The organism is Embleya scabrispora (genome assembly GCF_002024165.1).
GTDB lineage: Bacteria > Actinomycetota > Actinomycetes > Streptomycetales > Streptomycetaceae > Embleya > Embleya scabrispora_A.
The window spans coordinates 4,997,691-5,017,364 of record NZ_MWQN01000001.1 but is presented as its reverse complement, the minus strand read 5'-3'; the positions used below and the strand labels follow the sequence as shown (position 1 = coordinate 5,017,364).

The following is a 19,674-nucleotide window of genomic DNA, read 5'->3' as shown; positions in this document are numbered from 1 at the left end:
CCCCGTCCGCCGCGTCGATTCACCGGTCTTCCCGCACCCGCTCCGCGGCCCGCAACCGCACCGATGCCGCGCGCGGGTTCTCCTCGTTCTCCCGCTCGCTCGCCTTCTCCGAACCGCGTGTGAGCAGCTTGAACCGCGGTTGCAACTCCTCCGGCACCACCGGCAGGTCCGGCGGCGCCTTGCTCTGCGCGCCGGCCGCGAACACCCGCTTGGTCATCCGGTCCTCCAGCGAGTGGTAGGACATCACCACGATCCGCCCGTGCAGCGCGAGCGCCCGCACGGCGGCCGGCAACGCCCGCTCCAGCACCGCGAGTTCCCCATTGACCTCGATCCGCAGGGCCTGGAAGGTGCGCTTGGCGGGATTGCCGCCGGTACGCCGCGTCGCGGCCGGGATCGCGGTGCGCACCACGTCGACCAGCCGCGCGCTCGTGGTGAACGGCTCCTTCTCCCGCTCGCGCACGATCGCGTCGGCCACCCTGCGGGCGAACCGCTCCTCGCCGAAGTCGCGCAGGATCCGGGCCAACTCAGCGGCGGTGTAGCCGTTCAGGATGTCGGCCGCGGTGATGCCCACGGTCGGGTCCATCCGCATGTCGAGCGGCGCGTCCTGCGCGTAGGCGAAGCCGCGATCGGCCCGGTCCAGTTGCAGCGAGGACACGCCGAGGTCGAACAGGATGCCGTCGATCCGCTCGATCCCGAGCCGGTCCAGCACCTCGGGCAGTTCGTCGTACACCGCGTGCACCAGCGTCGCCCGCTCGCCGAAACCCGCGAGCCGGGCCGCGGAGCGCTCCAGCGCCTCGGGGTCGCGGTCGAGGCCGATCAGCCGTACCTCGGGGAAGGCGGTGAGCAGGGCCTCGCTGTGCCCGCCCATGCCGAGCGTCGCGTCCACCACGATCGCTCCGGGTGCGCGCAACGCGGGGGCCAACAGGTCGACACACCGCTCCAGCAGGACCGGAATGTGGGCGGGTGCCGTCACGGCCCCTCCACCATCGTCGCGTTCACTCCGGGCCCTTCGTCGTGCGGAAACCCGCAGTCTAGAGGCCGAGGTACAACCTTCTCGCGGAACCTGCCGCGAACCGTGCCGCCAGGTCCCCGCCCGCTCGTCTGGGGAAGTGACCTCTGGCACCGGGGAAGGAGTGCCAGAAAGCTCGGAGCGGGTGGAGACCTCGCCGCAGGTGCGCCGGGCAAGACCACGTTGTGAGGATGCGACTCGGGGAGCTCGAGAAGACGCGGCGGGCATCGCCGCGCTCGGATCGGCTCAGATCAGGCCGGGCAGCACCTCCTCGGACAACACGGCGAAGGACCGCTCCTGCTCCGCGAGGTAGTCGTGCCAGGTCTGGGCGGCCCACAGCTCGACCCGGGTGTTGGTCCCGATGACGACGCAGTCCCGACTGTCCCGGTCCAGACCCGCGTAGTCGCGCAGGGGTTGCGGCACCAGCACCCGCCCCTGCTTGTCCGGCACCGCGTCGGAGGCCCCGGCGTAGAGCACGCGCATGTAGTCGCGCGCCGCCTTCGAGGTCACCGGGGCTCGGCCCAACTGCTCGGCGATCCGGGTGAACTCCGCGATGGGCCACACATAGAGGCAGCGTTCCTGCCCCTTTGTGATCACAAGGCCCTCCGCCAGCTCGTCCCGGAACCGCGCCGGCAGGATCAGCCGGCCCTTGTCGTCCAATCGGGGCTCGTATGTGCCCAGGAACATCGAGCACCTCCGGCCGCCGTCAGGAGCTTGTGGGCTCCATTTCCCGCCACTCTACTCCACCAAACCCCACGGTCAACCCTTTTCGGGCGCGTCACTCTGGTCCCAAGGGGAATAAAAGCCCAGGTCAGAGGGGGTGCATCGGAAGAACCACCCGATTGCGCGCCCCCCGCACGCCACTCCCCCGCACCGGGCGCGGGTTTCAGCCTTTTCACCTCTGGGCTCCCGGTATGAATCTCCCATTCCGGGATTAGCGCTCATAGCGCGAGAATGTCACGGGTCGTCCGCATATCGGGCGGTGCGGCTCCCCCACGAGGCACGTCGGGCTCGCGATCGACAACGTCCCGACCATGGCCGATCGTCTTGTCGCAGCCAGCCGCCTCTACGCGGAGCAGTGCGGTCGAGGCGTTCGTCGATCTCGACGGCGACGTGCACCGGTCGATGAACCGGGTGCGCCGCTCCCCGTTCCCGCCGCACCGCGAGAAGTGCGCGGTTTCGTCCACGACGTCACCACCGGCCTGCCGCGCGAGGTTTTCCCGCTCTCCGACGTGCAACCGGAAGACGTCCCGAGCAGTCATAGGCTCCGTCGCCTCTCCCGCCGACCCGAATTCCGGATCGGCGCGGCACCATCGAGGGAATCGACCCGTCTCGGCCGAAGCCTTTCGTGCCGACCGGATCGCCCTCCACGCCGCGTCGGCTACCGTCCGGAGTCGCAATGCGCGTTGTCCGGGCCGTCCAACGGGGTGACGGCAGCGCACGCTACCGGGAGAATCGGCCTGTGGCCCTGACCCAGGGCGTGCACAACGCGGTTCCAGGGAGGGGCACGGGTGTCGACGTTCAACGATCAGGCCGGTCTGGGGGATCTGACGGTCACCACCGATCGGATCCGCGGGGCCATGGAGACCGTGATCGAGGGCAAGCCCGAGGTCGTCCGCCTCGCCTTGACGGTGCTGCTGGCCGAGGGCCACCTCCTCGTCGAGGACGTTCCGGGAGTCGGCAAGACGATGCTGGCGAAGGCCCTCGCGCGATCCGTCGATTGCGACATGCGTCGGGTCCAGTTCACCCCGGACCTGCTGCCCTCGGACATCACCGGCGTCAGCGTCTTCGACCAGGAGAAGCGCGAGTTCGAGTTCAAGCCGGGCGCCATCTTCGCCAACATCGTGGTCGGCGACGAGATCAACCGGGCCTCGCCGAAGACCCAGTCCGCGCTCCTGGAGTGCATGGCCGAGCGCCAGGTCACCGTCGACGGCACCACCTACGAGTTGAGCGCGCCGTTCATGGTGATCGCGACGCAGAACCCGGTGGAGATGGAGGGAACGTATCCTCTGCCCGAGGCGCAGCGGGACCGGTTCATGGCCCGCGTCTCGATGGGATACCCGGCGATCGACGCCGAGTTGCGGATGATCGGCGGCCACAGCGCGGGCTCCCCGCTGACCGACCTGACCCCGGTCGCCGACGCACGGGACCTGGTCCGCCTCGCCGACGCCGTACGCCGGGTGCACGTGTCCCCGGCCGTCGCGCGCTACGCGGTCGACCTGGTCAACGCCACCCGCCGCTCGCCCGAACTGCGCCTGGGCGCCTCGCCGCGCGCCACCCTGCACCTGGTCCGCGCGTCCCGGGCGGCGGCCGCCCTGGACAACCGCGACTACGTCCTGCCGGACGATCTGCAGACCCTGGCCGTCTCGGTGCTGGCCCACCGCCTGCTGCCCACCGCCGACGCGCAGATGGCCCGGCGCACCCCGGAGCAGATCGTCGCCGACATCGTGCGCCAGGTCCCGGTCCCCGGCGCCCCCGCCGGCCAGGCCCCGCACGCGGGCCAGGGCCGGGCGGTCGGCGCGCCGCAGATCGTGCCCGCCCCGCCGGTGCCGCCCGCCCACCAGCCCTACCCGGGCGGCGTCCCGCACCACAACGGCGGCCGGCCGTACCCGACGCAGGCGCCGACCGCGCACGAGGGCTACGCGCCGGTACCGTCCGACGGCCGCCTCGGCGGCACGGGTTCCGGGGCGGCGCGCTGACGTGCGTACCGCACTGTCCGGCCTGACCACCCGGGGGCGCTCCTTCCTCGCGGCGGGGATCGCCGCGAGCATCTGCGCGGTGGTCCTGGGTCAACGCGACCTGCTGCGGGTCGGCTTCCTGCTCACCGCGCTGCCGCTGGTGGCGGTCCTGATCGTCGCCCGCACCCGGCACCTGGTCACCAGCGCCCGGGGGCTGGAGCCGCCCCGGGTGGCGGTCGGCCACGAGTCCCAGGTGCGGCTGCGCGTGGACAACGTCTCGCGCATCCCCACCGGTCTGCTGATGCTCGAGGACCACGTGCCCTACGTCCTCGGCTCGCGGCCCCGCTTCGTGCTGGACCGGATCGAGCCGCACGGCAACCGGCACGTGTCCTATCGGGTGCGCTCGGATCTGCGCGGGCGTTTTTTGGTGGGCCCGCTGCGGTTGCGGATGGCCGATCCGTTCGGGATGTGCGAGTTGACCCGTTCCTTCGCCGCCCGGGACACCCTCGTGGTCACCCCGGCCGTGCAGCCGCTGCCTGCGGTGGACCTGGGCGGCGAGTGGACCGGCTACGGCGACAGCCACGCCCGCAACGTGTCCGCGTCCGGCGAGGAGGACGTGGTCCCGCGCGAGTACCGGCACGGCGACGACGTGCGCCGGGTGCACTGGCGCTCCACCGCCCGCCGCGGCGAACTGATGGTGCGCCGCGAGGAACAGGCCTGGCAGAACCGGGCCACCGTACTGATCGACACCCGTGCCGGCGCGCACGTGGGCGACGGACCGGCCTCGTCCTTCGAATGGGTGGTCTCGGCCGCCGCTTCCGTGGGCGTACACCTGTGCCGGCGCGGCTACACCACCCGCCTGCTCGACGCCGAGGGCGACGCGCTCGCCGGGGACCTGGAGGGCATCCGGGCCGCGCCCGGCGACCTGGAGGGTTTCCTGCTGGACGCGCTCGCGGTGGTGGAGACGGTGCCGGTGAGCGCCCTGGACCAGGCCGAGCCCGCCCTGCGCGACCCGGCGGGCGGCGGCCTGACCGTCGCCGTGCTCGGCGCGCTGACCGAGGACGACGTCAAGCGGCTCGGCCGGGCCCGACACCGGTCCGGGCGCGGAGTCGCGATCGTCCTGGACGTGAACACGTGGGGCCGGGTACCCGGCGCGCTGCCGCACGACAGCGCGGTGGGCCTGCTCCGCCAGGCCGGCTGGCGGGTGCTCTCCGCCCGGGCCGGCTCCCGGCTGTCCGAACTGTGGCGCTCGGCCGGCCGGGTGGGCGACCCGGCCGCCGCCGGCTCGATGTCCTATGCCGGCACCGCGCGCGCCGCCGCCCCCGCGTCCCCCGCGCCCGTACCCACGCCCGCCGCCCCGGGCCCGCCGCCGCGCCCGCGCGCGGCGCCCACGATCGGGGGCTCCACCGTCGACGGAGGGGAACGGCCATGACCGGCCGACTGCGTCTGGCCCTGGTCGCGGCCCTCGCGACCGCGCTGACCTCGTCCGCACTGCTCCCGCTGGTCGACGCGGGCGGCTGGATCGCCCAGGGACTGGGCGCGATCCTGCTGGTCGCCCTGGTCGGCGAGGGAGCCCGGCGGATCCGGGTGCCGCGCCCGATCGTGGGATTGACCCAGGTCGCCGCCCTGGTGCCCTACCTGCTTCTGGTCTGCGTCCCCGACGCCAGCGGCCCGATCCCGACCCCGAGCAGCGTCGACGCGTTCGTGGAGTTGATGCGTGCCGGCGGGCAGGACATCCGCGAGTTCAGCACGCCCGCGCCCGCCACGCCCGGGATCGTCGCGATCCTGCTCACGGTGATGGGCGGCGTGGCCGTGATCGTGGACATGATCGCGGTGACCTACGCCCAGGCCGCGCCGGCGGGCCTGCCTCTGCTCGCGCTCTACAGCGTGCCCGCCGCGCTGTCCCAGTCCGGCCTCGGCTGGGCGGTCTTCCTGATCGCGGCGCTGGCCTACGTCCTGCTGCTGCTCGCGGAGGGCCGCGAGCGGCTGCTGCGCTGGGGCCGGCCCCTGGCCCCGCCGATCCCCCCGGCCATCCGCCGATGCGCCAGTACCGCCCGCCCGCCCGCGGCGGCGGCCGGATCGGCGTGGCCGCCCTGGCGGTGGCCGTGGCGGTGCCCGCGCTGATCCCGCTGAGCGCGAACCGGCTCCTGGACAAGAACGACAACGGGCCCCAGTCGCATCGGCTGACCACGATCAACCCCGTGGTCAAGCTCTCCGACGAGCTGAACCGGGCGGAGAACCGGGAGTTGATGCGCTACCGCACCAACTCCGCCACGCCCGGCTCGATCTATCTGCGGATCTCCTCCCTCGACCGGTTCGACGGCCGCTCCTGGCAGCCGTCGGAGCGGCAACTGATCGACGTGCCCAAGGACTTCCCCAAGCCGCCGGGCCTGGACCAGGGGGTGCGCACCTCCGAGGTGGTCACCCGGGTCGAGTCCGACCGGGACTACGACCAGGGTTCGCTGCCGATGCCCTACCCGGCGACGCAGGTCCAGGTGAAGGGCAGTTGGCGCTACGAGCCCGAGGGCCGCCTGCTGCTGGCCGACAACAAGCAGGGTCTGCGCGGCCTCGGCTGGACGGTGACCAGCCTCGACGTCGAACCGACCCCCGCCCAGCTCAAGGCCGCCGGCCCGCCGCCGCCCGCGCTCGCGCCCTACGTGGCGCTGAACCTGCCCTCCGACATGGTGAACCGGATCCGCCAGCAGGCGTTGCGGATCGGCGGCAACGGCACCTCCTACGACCGGGCCCGCAACCTGGAGGAGTGGTTCGCCCGCTCCAACCAGTTCCGCTACGACACCAAGGTCCCGCCGGGCAACGGCGCCTCGGCGCTGGAGAACTTCCTGGAGCAGAAGGTCGGCTACTGCGAACAGTTCTCCTCCGCGATGGCGGTGATGGCCCGCACCCTGGGCATCCCGGCACGGATCGCGGTCGGCTTCATCCCCGGCACGCAGCAGGCCGACATGAGCTACAAGGTCAGCAGCCACGACGCGCACGCGTGGCCGGAGCTGTACTTCTCCGGCGCGGGCTGGATCCGGTTCGAGCCGACCCCCTCCCGGGGCAACTCGCCGTCCTACGCCCAGCAGGACGTGGCACCGGTCGCACCGTCGGCCACTCCGGGCAGTGCGGGCGACCTGCCCTCCAAGCAGCCGCAGACGGTGCCGAGCGCCGGGCCGTCGACCGCCACGACCAGCGCGCCGGCCGCCGTCGGCGCCTCCTCGGACGGGCCGCGGCTGTCCGGCCGGGTGCTGCTGATCGGCGGGGCCGTGTTGCTGGTGGTGCTGCTCGTGGTGGCGCCGATGCTGGTCCGCGCCCGGGTCCGGCGACGCCGGTTCGCGGCGCTCACCCGGGACGTGGCGGCCGACGTCGATGCCGACGACCGCGCCGGGCCGGTGCTCGGCGGCTGGGCCGAGGTGCTGGACACCGCCCGCGACCTGGGCCACCCGGCACCGGAGGCGGAGACTCCGCGCCAGGCCGCCGAACGGCTGCTCGCCGTGCTGGCGGTCGACGCCCCCGCCGCCGACGGTGCGGGGGAAGCCGACGACACCGGGCGACTCGCGGCGGGATCGGCCGTGCTCGCCGCCCGCGAGGCGCTGCCCCGGATCGCGCTCGCCACCGAGCGGCTGTTGTACGCGGCCACCCCGCCGGTCCGCGAGCCGGGCCTCGGCGAGGACGTGCGGGCGGTGCGCCGGGGTCTGCTGGCCCGGGCCGGACGCGGTCGACGGTTGCGGGCGAGCCTGCTCCCGCCGTCGTTGCGCCGTCGGGGCGGGCCGAGCCGGGCCGAGCGCCGGTACGCGCTCGCCGAGCGGTTCCGGCCCCGGCTGCCGCGGCGTCGCCGGGGCGAGGGCCCGGGCGGCACGCCGAAGCCGGCCGACCTCGGCTGAGCGGCGGGCGGCCCCGGCCGCCCGCCCGACCCGGGGCAGCGGACACCGGGCACCGGGCACGACGACAAAACGCCGGTGGCGGTGGCCTCCGATTCCCTCGGAGGTCACCGCCACCGGCGTTGTCGTCTCGTATGCCGCCCCGTCTCGACGTCGCGCCCGGGACTCACCCGTGGCGACCGGGCCTGCCCGGTCGCGTCGTCGACGCGGTGCGGTACGCGCCGAACGTCAGCCGTTCTCCTCGCGTCGACGACGCCAGCGGTCCTCGATGCGGTTCATCACTTTGGCCTTGCGCCGGCGCGGCGCGCGACCGCGGCCCGCGCCGCCGCCTTCGCCCGCGTCGGGCGTCGCCGGCCCCCGGCGCCATCCGGTGACCGCGAGGAGCGCCCCACCGAGCATCGCCAGAAAGCCGATGACACTGACCCAGATCTGTTGGACCATCATGCCGGTCATCAACAGGACGATGCCGAGCAGGAATCCGAGGATCGCCTGAACGGTGCGTCGCCGGGTATGCCGGCGCATGCCGGCTGCTTCGAGCGCTGTCGCGAATTTGGGATCTTCGGCGTAGAGCGCTCGCTCCATCTGCTCAAGCATGCGCTGCTCGTGCTCTGAGAGCGGCACGGCGTCCTCCTTCGTCGGCCGCGACGCGACCTTGCGGCCCTTTCAGGATAGGCAGGTAATCGCTGTCGTGAAAGCCACCCTCGGCACGGGCTCGACACCCGGCACCGCGTGAGGGTTCACCACATCGATTCCCGCCCCTTCCCACAGTTGTGCCCTGCCCGACGCACGCTCATGTCCCCCGGTCAGGGCTTCGATGATATGCGGCCCGGGCGGGTTCGCGCTGAGGGACGGGGCCGGGCGGGTCCGCGGCGGCGGCGCGCGGGGGCCCGGGGCCGGCGGCGGGCGGCGGTTCAGCGCCCTCGCGGGCCTCGGGCACGGGGCCCGCGACCGAGCAGGGTGGCGGCGGTGAGCGCCGAATCGCCGAATCGGCCGCGCACCGCGTCGGCCGCGCGCTCCACCTCGCGCCGGCCCGTATCCCGTTCGCCGAGCACCAGTTGGCGCGGGCAGGCGCCGCCGACCAGGCCCTCCACCCGGATCCCGACCAGGCGCAGCCGGGCCCGTTCCAGGCCCAGCGCGCCGTGCAGCAGGCAGGCCACGTGGTAGATCTCGTGGCCCACGTCGGTGGCCTCGCGCAGGGTTTTGCTGCGGGTGATGGTGCTGAAGTCGGCGAACCGGATCTTGATCGTGACGGTCCGCCCGGCCGTCTTCGCCCGGCGCAGCCGGGTCGCGGTGCGGTGCGCGAGGGCGAGCAGGGTGCGGCGGATCGCCACCGGGTCGTCCACGTCGGTGGGGAAGGTCTCCTCGGCGCCGATACTGCGTTCGGGTTCCCAGGGGATCACCGGCCGGCGGTCCCGTCCCCAGGCGAGTTCGTACAGCCCGCGCCCGGCGGCGGCGCCGAGCGCGCGGCTCAGCGTCTCGACCGAGGTGTGGGCGACATCACCGATGGTGGTCAGGCCCAGATCGGTCAACAACGCGCCGGTGCGCTCGCCGACGCCCCACAGGCGGTCCACCGGAAGCGGGTGCAGGAAGTCCACCACCTGCTCGGGGCGGATCACGCTGAGCCCGTCGGGTTTGGCCAGGGCGCCGGCCAGTTTGGCGGTGAACTTGGTGTCCGCGATGCCGACCGAGCAGGTGATGCCCTGCTCGTCGAAGATCCGGGCGCGGATCGACTCGCCCACCGTCTCCGGCGGGCCCAGACGGCGGGTGACGCCCGCGAGGTCGAGGAACGCCTCGTCCAGGGACAGCGGCTCCACGCGCGGGGTGATCGAGCGCAGCACCTCCATGACGCCGCCGGAGACGCGGGCGTAGTCGTCGTACTCCGGTGAGAGGAAGAGCGCGTGCGGGGCGAGCCGGCGGGCCCGGGAGGTGGCCTGGCCGGCGTGCACGCCCAGCGCGCGCACGTCGTAGGTGGCGGAGAGCACCACCCCGCGCGGGCCCTGGCCGGCCACCACCAGGGGGGTGTCGCGCAGCGTCGGGTCGCGGCGGATCTCGACGGACGCGTAGAAGGCGTCCATGTCGACGTGCATGATCGCCTGCGGCGGTGCGGACCGGGCGGTGCTCATCCGGCACCGCCCGTCCGGGCGTCGCGGCCGAGGTGGGAGGAAGCGGGCCCCGGGCCGAAGGCGGAGCTAAGCCGCCGGCTTGCCCGCGAGCAGGTGCAGTTGGGTGGCCAGGGCGCGGTACTCGGGCTGTTCGGCCGCGGCGCGTTCGAGGTCGAGGAGGGCGTCGAACGAGCCCGGGTCGTCGACCAGGACGCCCGGGACCAGGTCGGCGAAGACCCGGATCGCGTGCACCGGGCCCGCCGCCAAACCGGCCTTGGCGACCAGCGCGGTGAGGTCGGCGACGGTGAACCGGCGCGGCAGCGGGTCGGCCGGGCCGTAGCGGCCCTCGGGGTCGACGAGCAGGTCGCGGGCCTGGTCGAAGTGCCCGGCGAGGGCGCGGGCCAGGACCGCGCCGGTGCGGTTGGCCGCGAGCAGGCTGAGCGTGCCGCCGGCGCGCAGCGCGCGGACGATCCGGCCGAGGTCGGCCGCGGGGTCGTCCACGACCTCGAGGACGCCGTGGCACAACACCACGTCGGCGGCGTCCGGCTCGACCACGTCGAACAGGTCGTGGGTGTCGCCCTGGAGGGCGCGGACCAGGTCGGTGACCCCGGCCTCGGCGGCCCGGCGCTCCAGCGCGGCGAGCGCGTCGGGGCTGGGGTCGACAACGGTGACCCGGTGTCCGAGTCGGGCGATGGGCACCGCGAGGTTGCCGGTGCCGCCGCCGGTGTCGAGCACGTCGAGGACGTCCCGCCCGGCCGCCTCGGCCCGTCGGTCCAACGCCTCGCGCAGCACCTGCCACACGACGGCGGTGCGCATCGAGCTGCGCCTGCGCGTCTGGTCGGACACGAACACCCTCCTCCGGAACCGGTCGGGTTCCACCTTAGAGCGTGTACGGAGGTCATCCCGCGCTCCCGGGGCTGGCGTGCCACAGCTTGCGCGGGGCCTGCTTGGCCGCGGTGCCGGCGGGACGCAGGTCGGCGTACGGGGAGACCTTGAAGCCGCTGGCGTGCACCAGGACCCGGCGCTCGGCGGGCGCGGCGGGCGCCGGCCGCGCCTGGGCCATCAGCTCGTGCACCGCCGGGACGCCGCCGATGCTCCAGGCGTCGTGCAGCGCGCCCAACTCCCAGCAGCCGGTGGCCCGCAGCGACACGCCGCGCGGTCCGGTGCGGCGCAGCACCCCGCGCACCACCAGCAGCCAGGAGTGGAACAGCGTGGCCGCGTACGGGTCCTGGGCGTCCTCGAAGAAGGTGGTGTCGACCGGTCCGGTGGCGTCGTCCAGGGTCAGGAAGATCACCCGGCGGCCGGATCGGATCGGCGGGGTCTGGGTGGCCACCTTGACCCCGGCGACCAGCAGTTCGGCGCGATTGCGCCGGTTCAGCAGGTCGCGGGCGCGGGTGACGCCCAGGTCGGCCAGGAACGGCGCGTGGAAGTCGAGCACGTGGCGGCCGGCGTCCAGGCCGAGCACGTCGAGTTCGGCTCGCACCCGTTCCACGTCGGTGAACTCGGGCAGGCCGGTGGCCGGCGGGATGTCGGGGGCCAGGCCCAGGTCGAGTTCGGCGCCCTCCTGGTGTCGGCCGCCCCGGGCCCGGCCGGCTCGGCCGAGGCGGTTCAGGTCGGCGAGTTGCAGGAGCAGGTCGCGGCGGGTGGTCGGGGCCGGGTGCACGGCGTCGAACGCGCCGATGGTGATCAGCCGTTCGGTGGTCGGGCGGGACGCGCCGCTGCGGGCCCGGAAGTCGACGAGGGAGGTGTACGGGCGGTGGGCCAGCACGTGGGCGACCTCGTCGGCGCCGATGCCCTTGATCTCGGCCAGCGGGATCCGGATGCCGGGTGGTCCCTCGGCGAGGGGTTCGACCCGGTAGACGTCGTCGGAGCGGTTGACGTCGACGCCCAGGATCGGCACGCCGAACTGGCGCGCGTCGTCCAGGATCAACCGTTTGGGGTACATCCCGGGGTCGTGGGTGAGCACGCCGGCCAGGAACGCGGCGGTGTGGTGCGCCTTGAGCCAGGCGGACTGGTAGGTGGGCAGCGCGAAGGCGGCGGCGTGCGCCTTGCAGAAGCCGAACGAGGCGAAGGCCTCCAGGACGTCCCAGATCTTGTCGATCACCGGCCGGCTGTAGCCGCGGTGCGCGGCGAGTTCGTACAGCCAGTCCCGGACGGCGGGTTTTCGCTCGTGGCTGCCCAGCGCGCGGCGGGCCACGTCGGCGCGGGCGAGGTCGCATCCGGTGGCGATGTGGATGATCCGGATCACCTGTTCGTGGAAGACCACCACACCGCAGGTCTCGGCCAGCGCCTCGCGGAGGCTTTCGTGGATGTAGTAGGGCTCGGTCCAGCCCTGGCGGGCGGCCAGGAACGGGGTGACCATGTCGCTCTTGACCGGGCCGGGCCGGAACAGCGAGATGTCCACGATGATGTCCTCGAACGTCTCCGGGGCGAACTTGCCGATCAACTCGCGCTGTCCGGGCGATTCGATCTGGAAGCAGCCGAGGGTGCGCGTGGAGCGGATCAGGTCGAACGTGGCCCGGTCGTCGTGCGCGATCGTGTCCAGGTCGGGGGCGGCGCCGTCGACCCGTTCGATCTCGGCCACCGCGTGCGCCATCGCGGACTGCATCCGCACCCCGAGCACGTCGAGCTTGAGCAGTCCCAGGTGTTCGACGTCCTCCTTGTCGAACTGGCTCATCGGGAAGCCCTGCGCGGAGGTCTCCACGGGGGTGCGGTCGAGGAGCGTGGGATTGGACAGCAGTACGCCGCACGGGTGCAGGGCGAGGTGTCGGGGCAGGCCGTCGAGTCGGGCGGCGAGCGCGAACAGGCCGTCGAAGCCGCCGTCCCGGGCGAGCCGGTGGTTGCGCAGTTCGGGCAGGTCGCGCAGGGCCGGACCGAGGTCGCGGGCGCGGATGTGCGGGAACGCCTTGGCCAGTTCGTCGATCTCGCCGGCGGCCAGGCCCAGGGCCGCGCCGACGTCGCGGATGGCGTGCCGGGCGCGGTAGGTCTCGGCCATCGACACGCAGGCGCAGCGCTCCGGGCCGAAGACCTCCATGATCCGCCGGTAGACGTCGGTACGGCGGGCGGATTCGACGTCGACGTCGATGTCGGGCAGCGCGGTGCGCCGGTCCGAGACGAAACGCTCCATCAGCAGGCCGTATCGGAGCGGATCGACGCCGGAGATGCCGAGCAGGTGGTTGACCAGGCTGCCCGCGCCGGAGCCGCGGGCAGCGCAGCGCACGCCCATGTCCCGGATCAGGTCGACCACGCCGGCCACGGTCAGGAAGTAGGACGGCAGGCCGAGTCGGCCGATCAGCGCCAGTTCGTCGTCGAGGCGACCCAGCGCCTCGGTGGTGGGGGCGATGCCGCGCAGCCCCAGGCCCGCCTCGCACCGCGCGCGCAGTTCGGCGCCGGCCCGGCTCGCGGGCACGCCCAGCACCTCCGGCTCGGGGTAGAACACGCTGCCCAGGCCCAGGTCCCGGACCGGGTCCAGGACCAGTTCGTCGGCCAGCGCGCGGCCGGCGCCGAGCAGCGCGGCGGCGGTGCCCCGGCCGGCCAGGCAGGTGATCTCGGCGGCGACGGCGACCATGTCGAGGGTGGGCTTGAGGTATGCCTCGGAGCCGGTGCGGGCCAGGTGGTGCGGGCCGAGCGGGACCAGTCGGCGGGCCGAGTCGAGCACGTCGGCGACCACCGCGTCCTCGCGGTCGGCGTAGCGCACCGCGTTGGTGAGTACGGCGGGCACGCGGTGGGTGTCGGCGAGGGTGAGCATCCGGGCCGCGTGGACGGCGGATCCGGCTCGGCCCGGTGGCGCGAGGTGGCACACCAGTTCGAGGTACAGGGCATCGTCGGGCATGACGGCGCGGGCCCGGGCGAGCAGTCGTTCGGCGAGCGCGGGCCGGTCGGCGGCGAGCGCCCGGCCGACCTCGGAGTCGGGTCCGGCCAGTACCACCACGGCGCCGTCGGTCGCGGCCAGCGCCTCCCAGGTGGTCACCGGGTTGGCCCGGTCGCGCCGGTGCGCGTCGCTGATCAGCCGGCACAGCGCGGCCCAACCGGCCTTGCCCCGGGCGAGCACGGTGACCCGGGGGTGCCCGGCGTCGGTGAACGCGCCGCCGCGCGCGGGGGTGCGCCGGATCCGGCCCGGCGCGACGGGATCCGGCTCGGCGGGCAGCACCGCGAGGTCGGCGCCCAGGATCGGCCGGATGCCCGCCGCGAGGCAGCCGCGCGCGAAGGCGACCGCGCCGTACACCCCGTCCCGGTCGGTCAGCGCGAGGGTGTCCAGGCCGTGTTCGACCGCTCGCTCGATCAGGATGCGCGGGTGCGAGACGCCGTAGCGCATCGAATGCCCCGACGCGACGTGCAGGTGGGCGAAGGGGCGGTTCGATCGATTCGGTCGGTTCATGGGTGGTGCCGGTTCTTGGGTGGGGGCGTTCGAGGGCGGGGCGTTGGAGAAAGGGGCGTTCGAGAAAGGCGTGCAGTTCAGTCGACGGGAGGGGGCGAGGCCGGGATCGGGGGCAGTGCGAGCAGGCGCACCACCAGGCGGAAGAAGGTCTCGACGTCGCGGATCAGGTCGTCGGCCTCGCGGCCGGTGACCGCGCCGGGCAGGCCCGCCTCGGCGGCGGCGCGCTTGCGGGCGCCGGACGCGAAGAAGGCGGCCCACTCGACCAGCTCTGGCGCCACCTTCGGCAGCAGTTCCCACGCGCTGCGCGGGGCCCGCCGGCGCCGGCCCGGGCGCTGCTCGTCGGCCTGTGCGCGGGCGGCGAGCACGGCCGCGGCCACCCGCAGCGCGGCCAGGTGGGCGGTGGCGTAGCGCTCCGCCGCGTCGGGGTTGACGGCGGCCTCCGTGAGCCCGCGCCGGGCCTGGGCCAGCAGGTCGAGCGCGCCGCGCGGGGCGGACGACCAGCGCACCGGCGCTCGTCGGATCGGCGGCGGCTCGGGGATGTGGGCGGACTGGTTCACACTCGTGCGCACACTCGCGCTCGCGCTTGCGCTCACGGAGTCACCTCCTCAATCGGCGGTCCGAGCCAGCGTCCAGGTACCGGCGCCGGCGTCCAGGCTGAGGTCGTAGACGCCCAGTGGCGCGCTGCGACCGGCTCCGGCCTCCACACGCCACACCTCGCGCTCCCCCGTCGTCACGACGGCGGCCCGCGAACGCGCGTGCTGCCACCACTCGCCGGTCTCGACCCAGTGGCCGAGCACTTCCCGGACCACGTAGAGCCGGTCGTGCCACAGGAACCGCGCGGGGTCCCCACCATTGCGCAGCACCTCCACCGGATCGGTGTGCAGACGCGTCATACGGCTCCTCCTCTGCCGAAGCCCGGGCCGCGATGCGCTTCCCCACGCACCGCGACCCCGGCTGCCCATCCGTTTGCCCCGTGCCGTTCGAATCGAACTTCTTTCTCGAACAAAAGTTCGATCCCGTTTGCCAGTAAAGCTCTCTCCCCCACCCACGTCAACGTCATTGCCGCAGTACCGGGCGAACCGGCGTGTTCGATCGATGTTCGAGCACGTTCGCGTCGAACCGCTCCCGTCCCGTCCACCGTGACAGGCCACTCCGACAGCCGGCCCACCACCGACGCCGCCGACCGGCTCCACCACCGACGGCGCCGAACCGGCCGACGTGCGACCCTGCCCGGGTGCGACCACGTCTGCCCTCGCCGCTGTGCGAGCTGTCCGATCCCCGCCTGACCGCTCTCGGCCTGCGCCTGCGCCTCAAGCGCGACGACCTGATCCATCCCGAGGTGCCGGGCAACAAGTGGCGCAAGCTGAAGTACAACCTGGCGGCGGCCCGCGAGCGGGGCGAGCACACCCTGCTGACCTTCGGCGGCGCCTACTCGAACCACCTGCGGGCCACCGCCGCCGCCGGCCGCGCGCTCGGCCTGGCCACCGTCGGCGTGGTGCGCGGCGAGGAGCTCGCCGACCGCCCGCTCAACCCGTCGCTCGCCTTCGCGGCCGAACGCGGCATGCGGCTGGTGTTCGTGGACCGCGCCACCTACCGGGCCAAGCACACGCCACAGGTGCTGGAGCGACTGCTCGCCGCACACGGGCCGGCGTACGTACTGCCCGAGGGCGGCAGCAACGAGGCCGCCGTGCGCGGGTGCGCGGAGTTGCCCGCCGAACTCGGCGACGACGTCGACACGGTCTGCGTCGCGGTGGGCACCGGCGGCACGCTGGCCGGGATCGCGGCGGGACTGCCCGCCGGGCGGCGCGCGATCGGCTTCGCGGTGCTCAGGGGCGGCTTCCTCGCCGACGAGGTGGCCGACCTCCAGCGCCGCACCTACGGCGCCCCGACCGACAACTGGCACGTGGAGAACGACTTCCACCACGGCGGCTACGCCCGGCGCGGCCCGGAACTGGACGCCTTCCTCGCCGACTTCGCGACCCGACACGGCTTCGCGCCCGAGCCGGTCTACGTGGGCAAGATGTTGTTCGGGCTGTTCGCCCTCGCCGAGCGCGGCGCGTTCGCCCCGGGCACCCGGCTGGTCGCGGTGGTCACCGGCTGACCCGGTCGCCCGCCGCGCTCGAAGCCGACCGGCCGCGCACCGCGCGCGAACCGGGGCCGGTCGGCGCGTGCGACCCGGGCCGCGCACCGCGAAAAGCGGTGGTCCGCCGTCCCCACGACCGGACCACCGCTCCGAACGACCCGCCGCCCCCCGCGGCCGTCGTCCCCGTCCATCCGTTCCGTCGCCCCGTGTCGCCGGTCCCGATGTCGTCGCTCGCCTCCGCCGTCCCCCTCGAACGGCGCTCCCCCGAGGCTCCCCCTGGGCTCTCCCCGTGCCGACAACTCTGGCGGTCGGCCCGGGGGCGCGACATCCGTACGGATACTCAGAAACGCACCGAGTACCGGGACCCTTGTCCCCGTCGATCGTGGTTTTCGGGGCGCCGCGGATTCGTGGAAAGAAATCTTCCCCGCGCGTACAACCCTGGACGGGGGTCGCGAGTCTTACCAATCGTGACCCGCTGGGGGGTGGGCCCGTAGACCGTGGGGAGCGGTCGCGGGACGGAGCGGGGGACCAGGCCCGGGGGGCGGGCCTGGTCCCCCGCTTCCGCATATACGCTCTACCGACGTGGCTCGCATTGTGATCGTCGGCGCAGGTATCGGTGGATTGGCGGTGGCCGCTCGGCTGGCCACGCTTCGACACGAGGTGACGATCTGCGAACGGTCGTCCTCGACCGGCGGCGCCTCCGGGTCGATCGTCCGCGACGGCTTCACCTTCACCACCGGCCCCGGGCTGCTCACGCTGCCGGCCGTCTACCGCGACCTGTTCCTCAAGACCGGCGCGGCGATCGAGGACGTGGTGGACCTGGTCCCGCTCGCCTCCCCCACCCGCGAGTCGTTCGCCGCCGCGACCGGGGCGCGTACCGTCGTCGACCTCCCCAACGCCTCCCGGTCCGGGACCCACGACGCGTTCGAGGCGGGCTTCGGGCCGGGCGCGGGCGACGACTGGCAGCGGCTGCTGCACCGGGCCGGCGAGATGTGGGGGGTCACCCGGAAGAGCTTCATCGAGGCACCGCTCCTGGCCGACCCGGCCCGGCGGGCCGAGCGGCTGCGCAGTGCCGGGAGCGGGCGGGCCGACCTGCGCGTCACCGCCCCGTGGCGGTCGTTGCGCTCGCTCGGCCGGGCCACGCTGAGCGATCCCCGGCTGCGCGCCCACCTGGAGCGCTTCGCCGCCGAGGCGGGCTGCCATCCGGGCAAGGCGCCCGCGACGCTGGCCACGCTGCCCTACCTGGAGGAGACCTTCGGGGTGTGGTGGGTGCGCGGCGGCCTGCACCGGATGACCGAGGCGCTGCACGCGCGCTGCCTGCAGCGGAAGGTGAAGGTGCGCACCGACACCGAGGTCGTCGCGATCGAACGCGAGGGCGACCGGGTCGGCGGGGTGCGCCTGGCCGACGGCGGGCGCCTGGCCGCCGACATCGTGATCACCGACCTGCCCACCGACCCGCACGCGGCGGGGCTGGTGTCCGGCCCGGGAGCCGCCGGGGCGCGGCGGGTGCCGGCCGCCTCCGCGACGCTCGAACTGCATCTCGCGCTGCGCGGGCACACCCCGGAAATGCCGCACCGCACCTATCTGTTCGCGGACGATCCGGGCCGGGAGCCGGACGCGCTGTTCGCCCGACGCCCCGCGCCGCCGAGCGATCCGACGTTGTGCGTGCTCGCCCCCGACGACCCGACACTGGCCCCCGAGGGGCACAGCGCGTGGACGGTACAGCTGCGCGTGCCGCCGCACGGCGTCGTGGACTGGGCCTCGGCCGCCGTCCGGGACACCTACCCCGCGACCCTGCTCGACCTGCTGGCCCGGCGCGGCCTCGACGTGCGCGACCGGGTCCTGTGGTCCGAGTTGCGCACCCCGGCCGACGTGGCGGCGGCCACCGGTGCCCCGGGCGGCGCGGCGCCGGGCGCGGGCGCCGACGGTCCGCGCAACGCGCCGCGCCGGGTGCCGAACCGGTCGGCCGTACCGGGTCTGTTCTCGGTCGGCGCGAGTGCCCATCCGGGCGGCGGGCTGCCCCGGGTCGGCATGTCGGCGGCACTGGTGGCGGAGCTGATCGGGCGCGCGTAGGGGGTGGCTCGCGGTGTCCGGCCGGGGCCGAGGCGTCCGCGGGGGCCGAGAATTCCGGTCGGGGATTTCGACCGGGCCGGGTTTAGCGGGCCTTGGCGCGGCGGCCCTTCGGGCGGCGACCGCTGACCGTCCAGCCGTGGTGGTACGCCTTGCGCACATAGCGGGTGGTCAGGAACTGGCCGACCGCGAAGCAGAACGCGCCGATGCCGACCACCACCGGGTTCTTGATGCCCACACCGGCGGCCACGCCGACGAAGCCGACGAAGGCCAGCACGCGGTAGCGGAAGGGGGCGCCGTGCTGCCACAACACCTCGGTCAGCAGCCACAGACCGATCGGCACGAACAGGATGTAGAGCATCACCAGGCCGAACTGCACGGTCGATCCCTCCGTTACCGGTTCGTGGCCTCACCCTAGAGGGTGAACCGGTCGTCGGGAGGAAAGCACGTCAGCCGATTTCGGTCGAGCCGGCCCCCCGCGCCGCGCCGGCGTCCCCGTCCAGCCCGAGGTTCTGGTAGATCTCGGTGGTCGCGGTCGACCGGTTCAAGGTGATGAAGTGCAGGCCCGGCGCGCCCTCGGCGAGCAGCCGCTCGGACATCCGGGTGGCGTACTCCACCCCGATCGCGCGCACCGCCGCCCGGTCGTCGCCGACCGCCGCCACCGCCGCCGACAGGTCGGCCGGCACCGAGCAGCCGCTCAGCTCGTCGGCCCGCACCAGCGTGGTCGGGCTGGTCACCGGCATCACCTCGGGGATGATCGGGATGTCGCAGCCGGCCGCCGCGACCCGGTCGCGCAGGCGCAGGTAGTCCTCGACGTCGAAGAACATCTGGGTGATCGCGTAGTCGGCGCCCGCGCGGCACTTGGCCACGAAGTGCCGGATGTCCTCGTCCCAGTTGCTCGAGCGCGGGTGCATCTCCGGGAACGCGGCGATGCCCACGCAGAAGTCGCCGGACGCGCGCAGCAGCTCGACCAGCTCGACGGCGTAGGTGAAGCCGTCGGGGTGGGCGATCCACTCGCCCTTCGGGTCGCCCGGCGGGTCGCCGCGCAGCGCGAGCACGTTGCGCACGCCCGCGTTGGCGTACTGCCCGATGATGTTGCGCAGCTCGGCGCGCGAGTGGCCGACCGCGGTGAGGTGCCCCACGGGGGTGAGCGTGGTCTCGGTGGCGATCCGCTCGGTCGTGTCGACGGTCAGACCCCGGCTGGAGCCGCCCGCGCCGTAGGTGACCGAGACGAAGGTCGGCGCCAGTGCCTCGACGCGGCGGATGGCCTCCCACAGGGTGCGGGTGCCCGCCTCCGTGCGTGGGGGCATGAACTCGAAGGAGAAGGACCGGGTGCCGTCCGCGAGGAGATCGCGAATGGCCGGAGTTCGACTGATTCGGGTGGCTGCCGCACCGAGAGACATGCACGCAGGTTATCGGGCGTTCCGCGCGGTGAGGTAGGCCTTCCACTCCGCGAGACGAGCGCGCGACCCCGGC

16 protein-coding genes are annotated in these 19,674 nt (G+C 73.9%); 6 read left to right on the top strand and 10 right to left on the bottom strand.

What is annotated here, in order from left to right:
* Positions 1-19: 19 nt before the first annotated feature.
* Positions 20-973 carry a 16S rRNA (cytosine(1402)-N(4))-methyltransferase RsmH gene (gene rsmH, locus B4N89_RS22255; RefSeq protein WP_078977590.1) on the bottom strand — a complete coding sequence of 318 codons (954 nt, stop codon included), beginning with the start codon at positions 971-973 and terminating at the stop codon, positions 20-22.
* A 282-nt stretch (positions 974-1,255) separates the two neighbouring features.
* Complete coding sequence (gene mraZ, locus B4N89_RS22250; RefSeq protein ID WP_078977589.1) at positions 1,256-1,696, bottom strand: division/cell wall cluster transcriptional repressor MraZ; 441 nt, start codon at positions 1,694-1,696, stop codon at positions 1,256-1,258.
* Positions 1,697-2,520: 824 nt separating this feature from the next.
* On the opposite strand from mraZ, the gene B4N89_RS22240 reads away from it, so the two are divergent.
* From B4N89_RS22240 to B4N89_RS22225, 4 genes are read left to right on the top strand one after another with little or no spacing between them, the layout of a single operon-like run.
* Complete coding sequence (locus B4N89_RS22240; protein WP_078977587.1) at positions 2,521-3,708, top strand: AAA family ATPase; 1,188 nt, start codon at positions 2,521-2,523, stop codon at positions 3,706-3,708.
* 1 nt (position 3,709) lies between these two features.
* Positions 3,710-5,119: a DUF58 domain-containing protein gene (locus B4N89_RS22235; RefSeq protein ID WP_078977586.1), complete on the top strand. Its 1,410-nt coding sequence runs from the start codon at positions 3,710-3,712 to the stop codon at positions 5,117-5,119.
* On the top strand, positions 5,116-5,811 hold the full coding sequence (locus B4N89_RS22230; RefSeq protein ID WP_078977585.1) for a DUF3488 domain-containing protein: 696 nt from the start codon (positions 5,116-5,118) through the stop codon (positions 5,809-5,811). The genes B4N89_RS22235 and B4N89_RS22230 overlap by 4 nt, the downstream gene beginning before the upstream one ends.
* Positions 5,727-7,568, top strand: a complete 1,842-nt coding sequence (locus B4N89_RS22225) for a transglutaminaseTgpA domain-containing protein (RefSeq protein WP_078977584.1) — start codon at positions 5,727-5,729, stop codon at positions 7,566-7,568. Before B4N89_RS22230 ends, B4N89_RS22225 begins: the two co-directional genes overlap by 85 nt.
* Before the next feature lie 225 nt (positions 7,569-7,793).
* Here the strand turns inward: B4N89_RS22225 and B4N89_RS22220 are convergent, their stop codons facing one another.
* The 6 genes from B4N89_RS22220 to B4N89_RS22195 all read right to left on the bottom strand — a co-directional run bounded on the left by B4N89_RS22220 (position 7,794) and on the right by B4N89_RS22195 (position 14,938).
* Entirely contained in the window at positions 7,794-8,186 is a 393-nt protein-coding gene (locus tag B4N89_RS22220; protein ID WP_078977583.1) for a DUF3040 domain-containing protein, read from the bottom strand.
* Positions 8,187-8,476: 290 nt separating this feature from the next.
* Positions 8,477-9,688: a DNA polymerase IV gene (dinB, locus tag B4N89_RS22215; RefSeq protein ID WP_078977582.1), complete on the bottom strand. Its 1,212-nt coding sequence runs from the start codon at positions 9,686-9,688 to the stop codon at positions 8,477-8,479.
* A 66-nt stretch (positions 9,689-9,754) separates the two neighbouring features.
* On the bottom strand, positions 9,755-10,513 hold the full coding sequence (locus tag B4N89_RS22210; RefSeq protein ID WP_078979535.1) for a methyltransferase domain-containing protein: 759 nt from the start codon (positions 10,511-10,513) through the stop codon (positions 9,755-9,757).
* Positions 10,514-10,565: 52 nt separating this feature from the next.
* Complete coding sequence (locus B4N89_RS22205; RefSeq protein ID WP_078977581.1) at positions 10,566-14,045, bottom strand: DNA polymerase III subunit alpha; 3,480 nt, start codon at positions 14,043-14,045, stop codon at positions 10,566-10,568.
* 77 nt (positions 14,046-14,122) lie between these two features.
* Complete coding sequence (locus B4N89_RS22200) at positions 14,123-14,638, bottom strand: SAV_6107 family HEPN domain-containing protein (RefSeq protein ID WP_414646384.1); 516 nt, start codon at positions 14,636-14,638, stop codon at positions 14,123-14,125.
* Between the two features lie 12 nt (positions 14,639-14,650).
* Positions 14,651-14,938 carry a DUF6504 family protein gene (locus B4N89_RS22195; protein ID WP_078977579.1) on the bottom strand — a complete coding sequence of 96 codons (288 nt, stop codon included), beginning with the start codon at positions 14,936-14,938 and terminating at the stop codon, positions 14,651-14,653.
* Positions 14,939-15,279: 341 nt separating this feature from the next.
* Between B4N89_RS22195 and B4N89_RS22190 the strand changes: the two genes are divergently transcribed.
* Both B4N89_RS22190 and B4N89_RS22185 read left to right on the top strand, forming a co-directional pair.
* On the top strand, positions 15,280-16,146 hold the full coding sequence (locus B4N89_RS22190; RefSeq protein WP_078977578.1) for a 1-aminocyclopropane-1-carboxylate deaminase/D-cysteine desulfhydrase: 867 nt from the start codon (positions 15,280-15,282) through the stop codon (positions 16,144-16,146).
* Between the two features lie 564 nt (positions 16,147-16,710).
* Positions 16,711-18,201 carry a phytoene desaturase family protein gene (locus B4N89_RS22185; protein WP_161500785.1) on the top strand — a complete coding sequence of 497 codons (1,491 nt, stop codon included), beginning with the start codon at positions 16,711-16,713 and terminating at the stop codon, positions 18,199-18,201.
* Positions 18,202-18,283: 82 nt separating this feature from the next.
* Here B4N89_RS22185 and B4N89_RS22180 read toward each other — a convergent pair whose 3' ends face one another.
* Both B4N89_RS22180 and metF read right to left on the bottom strand, forming a co-directional pair.
* Positions 18,284-18,577 carry a hypothetical protein gene (locus tag B4N89_RS22180; protein ID WP_078977576.1) on the bottom strand — a complete coding sequence of 98 codons (294 nt, stop codon included), beginning with the start codon at positions 18,575-18,577 and terminating at the stop codon, positions 18,284-18,286.
* Between the two features lie 70 nt (positions 18,578-18,647).
* Positions 18,648-19,601, bottom strand: coding sequence for a methylenetetrahydrofolate reductase [NAD(P)H] (gene metF, locus B4N89_RS22175; protein ID WP_078977575.1), 954 nt, complete (start codon positions 19,599-19,601; stop codon positions 18,648-18,650).
* Between the last annotated feature and the right edge of the window lie 73 nt (positions 19,602-19,674).

Excerpts from the sequence above, each read along its gene's own strand:
- B4N89_RS22205 (WP_078977581.1), bottom strand. The coding sequence starts at position 14,045 with ATGAACCGACCGAATCGATCGAACCGCCCCTTCGCCCACCTGCACGTC.
- B4N89_RS22225 (WP_078977584.1), top strand. The coding sequence starts at position 5,727 with ATGCGCCAGTACCGCCCGCCCGCCCGCGGCGGCGGCCGGATCGGCGTG.
- dinB (WP_078977582.1), bottom strand. The coding sequence starts at position 9,688 with ATGAGCACCGCCCGGTCCGCACCGCCGCAGGCGATCATGCACGTCGAC.
- B4N89_RS22230 (WP_078977585.1), top strand. The coding sequence starts at position 5,116 with ATGACCGGCCGACTGCGTCTGGCCCTGGTCGCGGCCCTCGCGACCGCG.
- B4N89_RS22195 (WP_078977579.1), bottom strand. The coding sequence starts at position 14,938 with ATGACGCGTCTGCACACCGATCCGGTGGAGGTGCTGCGCAATGGTGGG.
- metF (WP_078977575.1), bottom strand. The coding sequence starts at position 19,601 with ATGTCTCTCGGTGCGGCAGCCACCCGAATCAGTCGAACTCCGGCCATT.
- mraZ (WP_078977589.1), bottom strand. The coding sequence starts at position 1,696 with ATGTTCCTGGGCACATACGAGCCCCGATTGGACGACAAGGGCCGGCTG.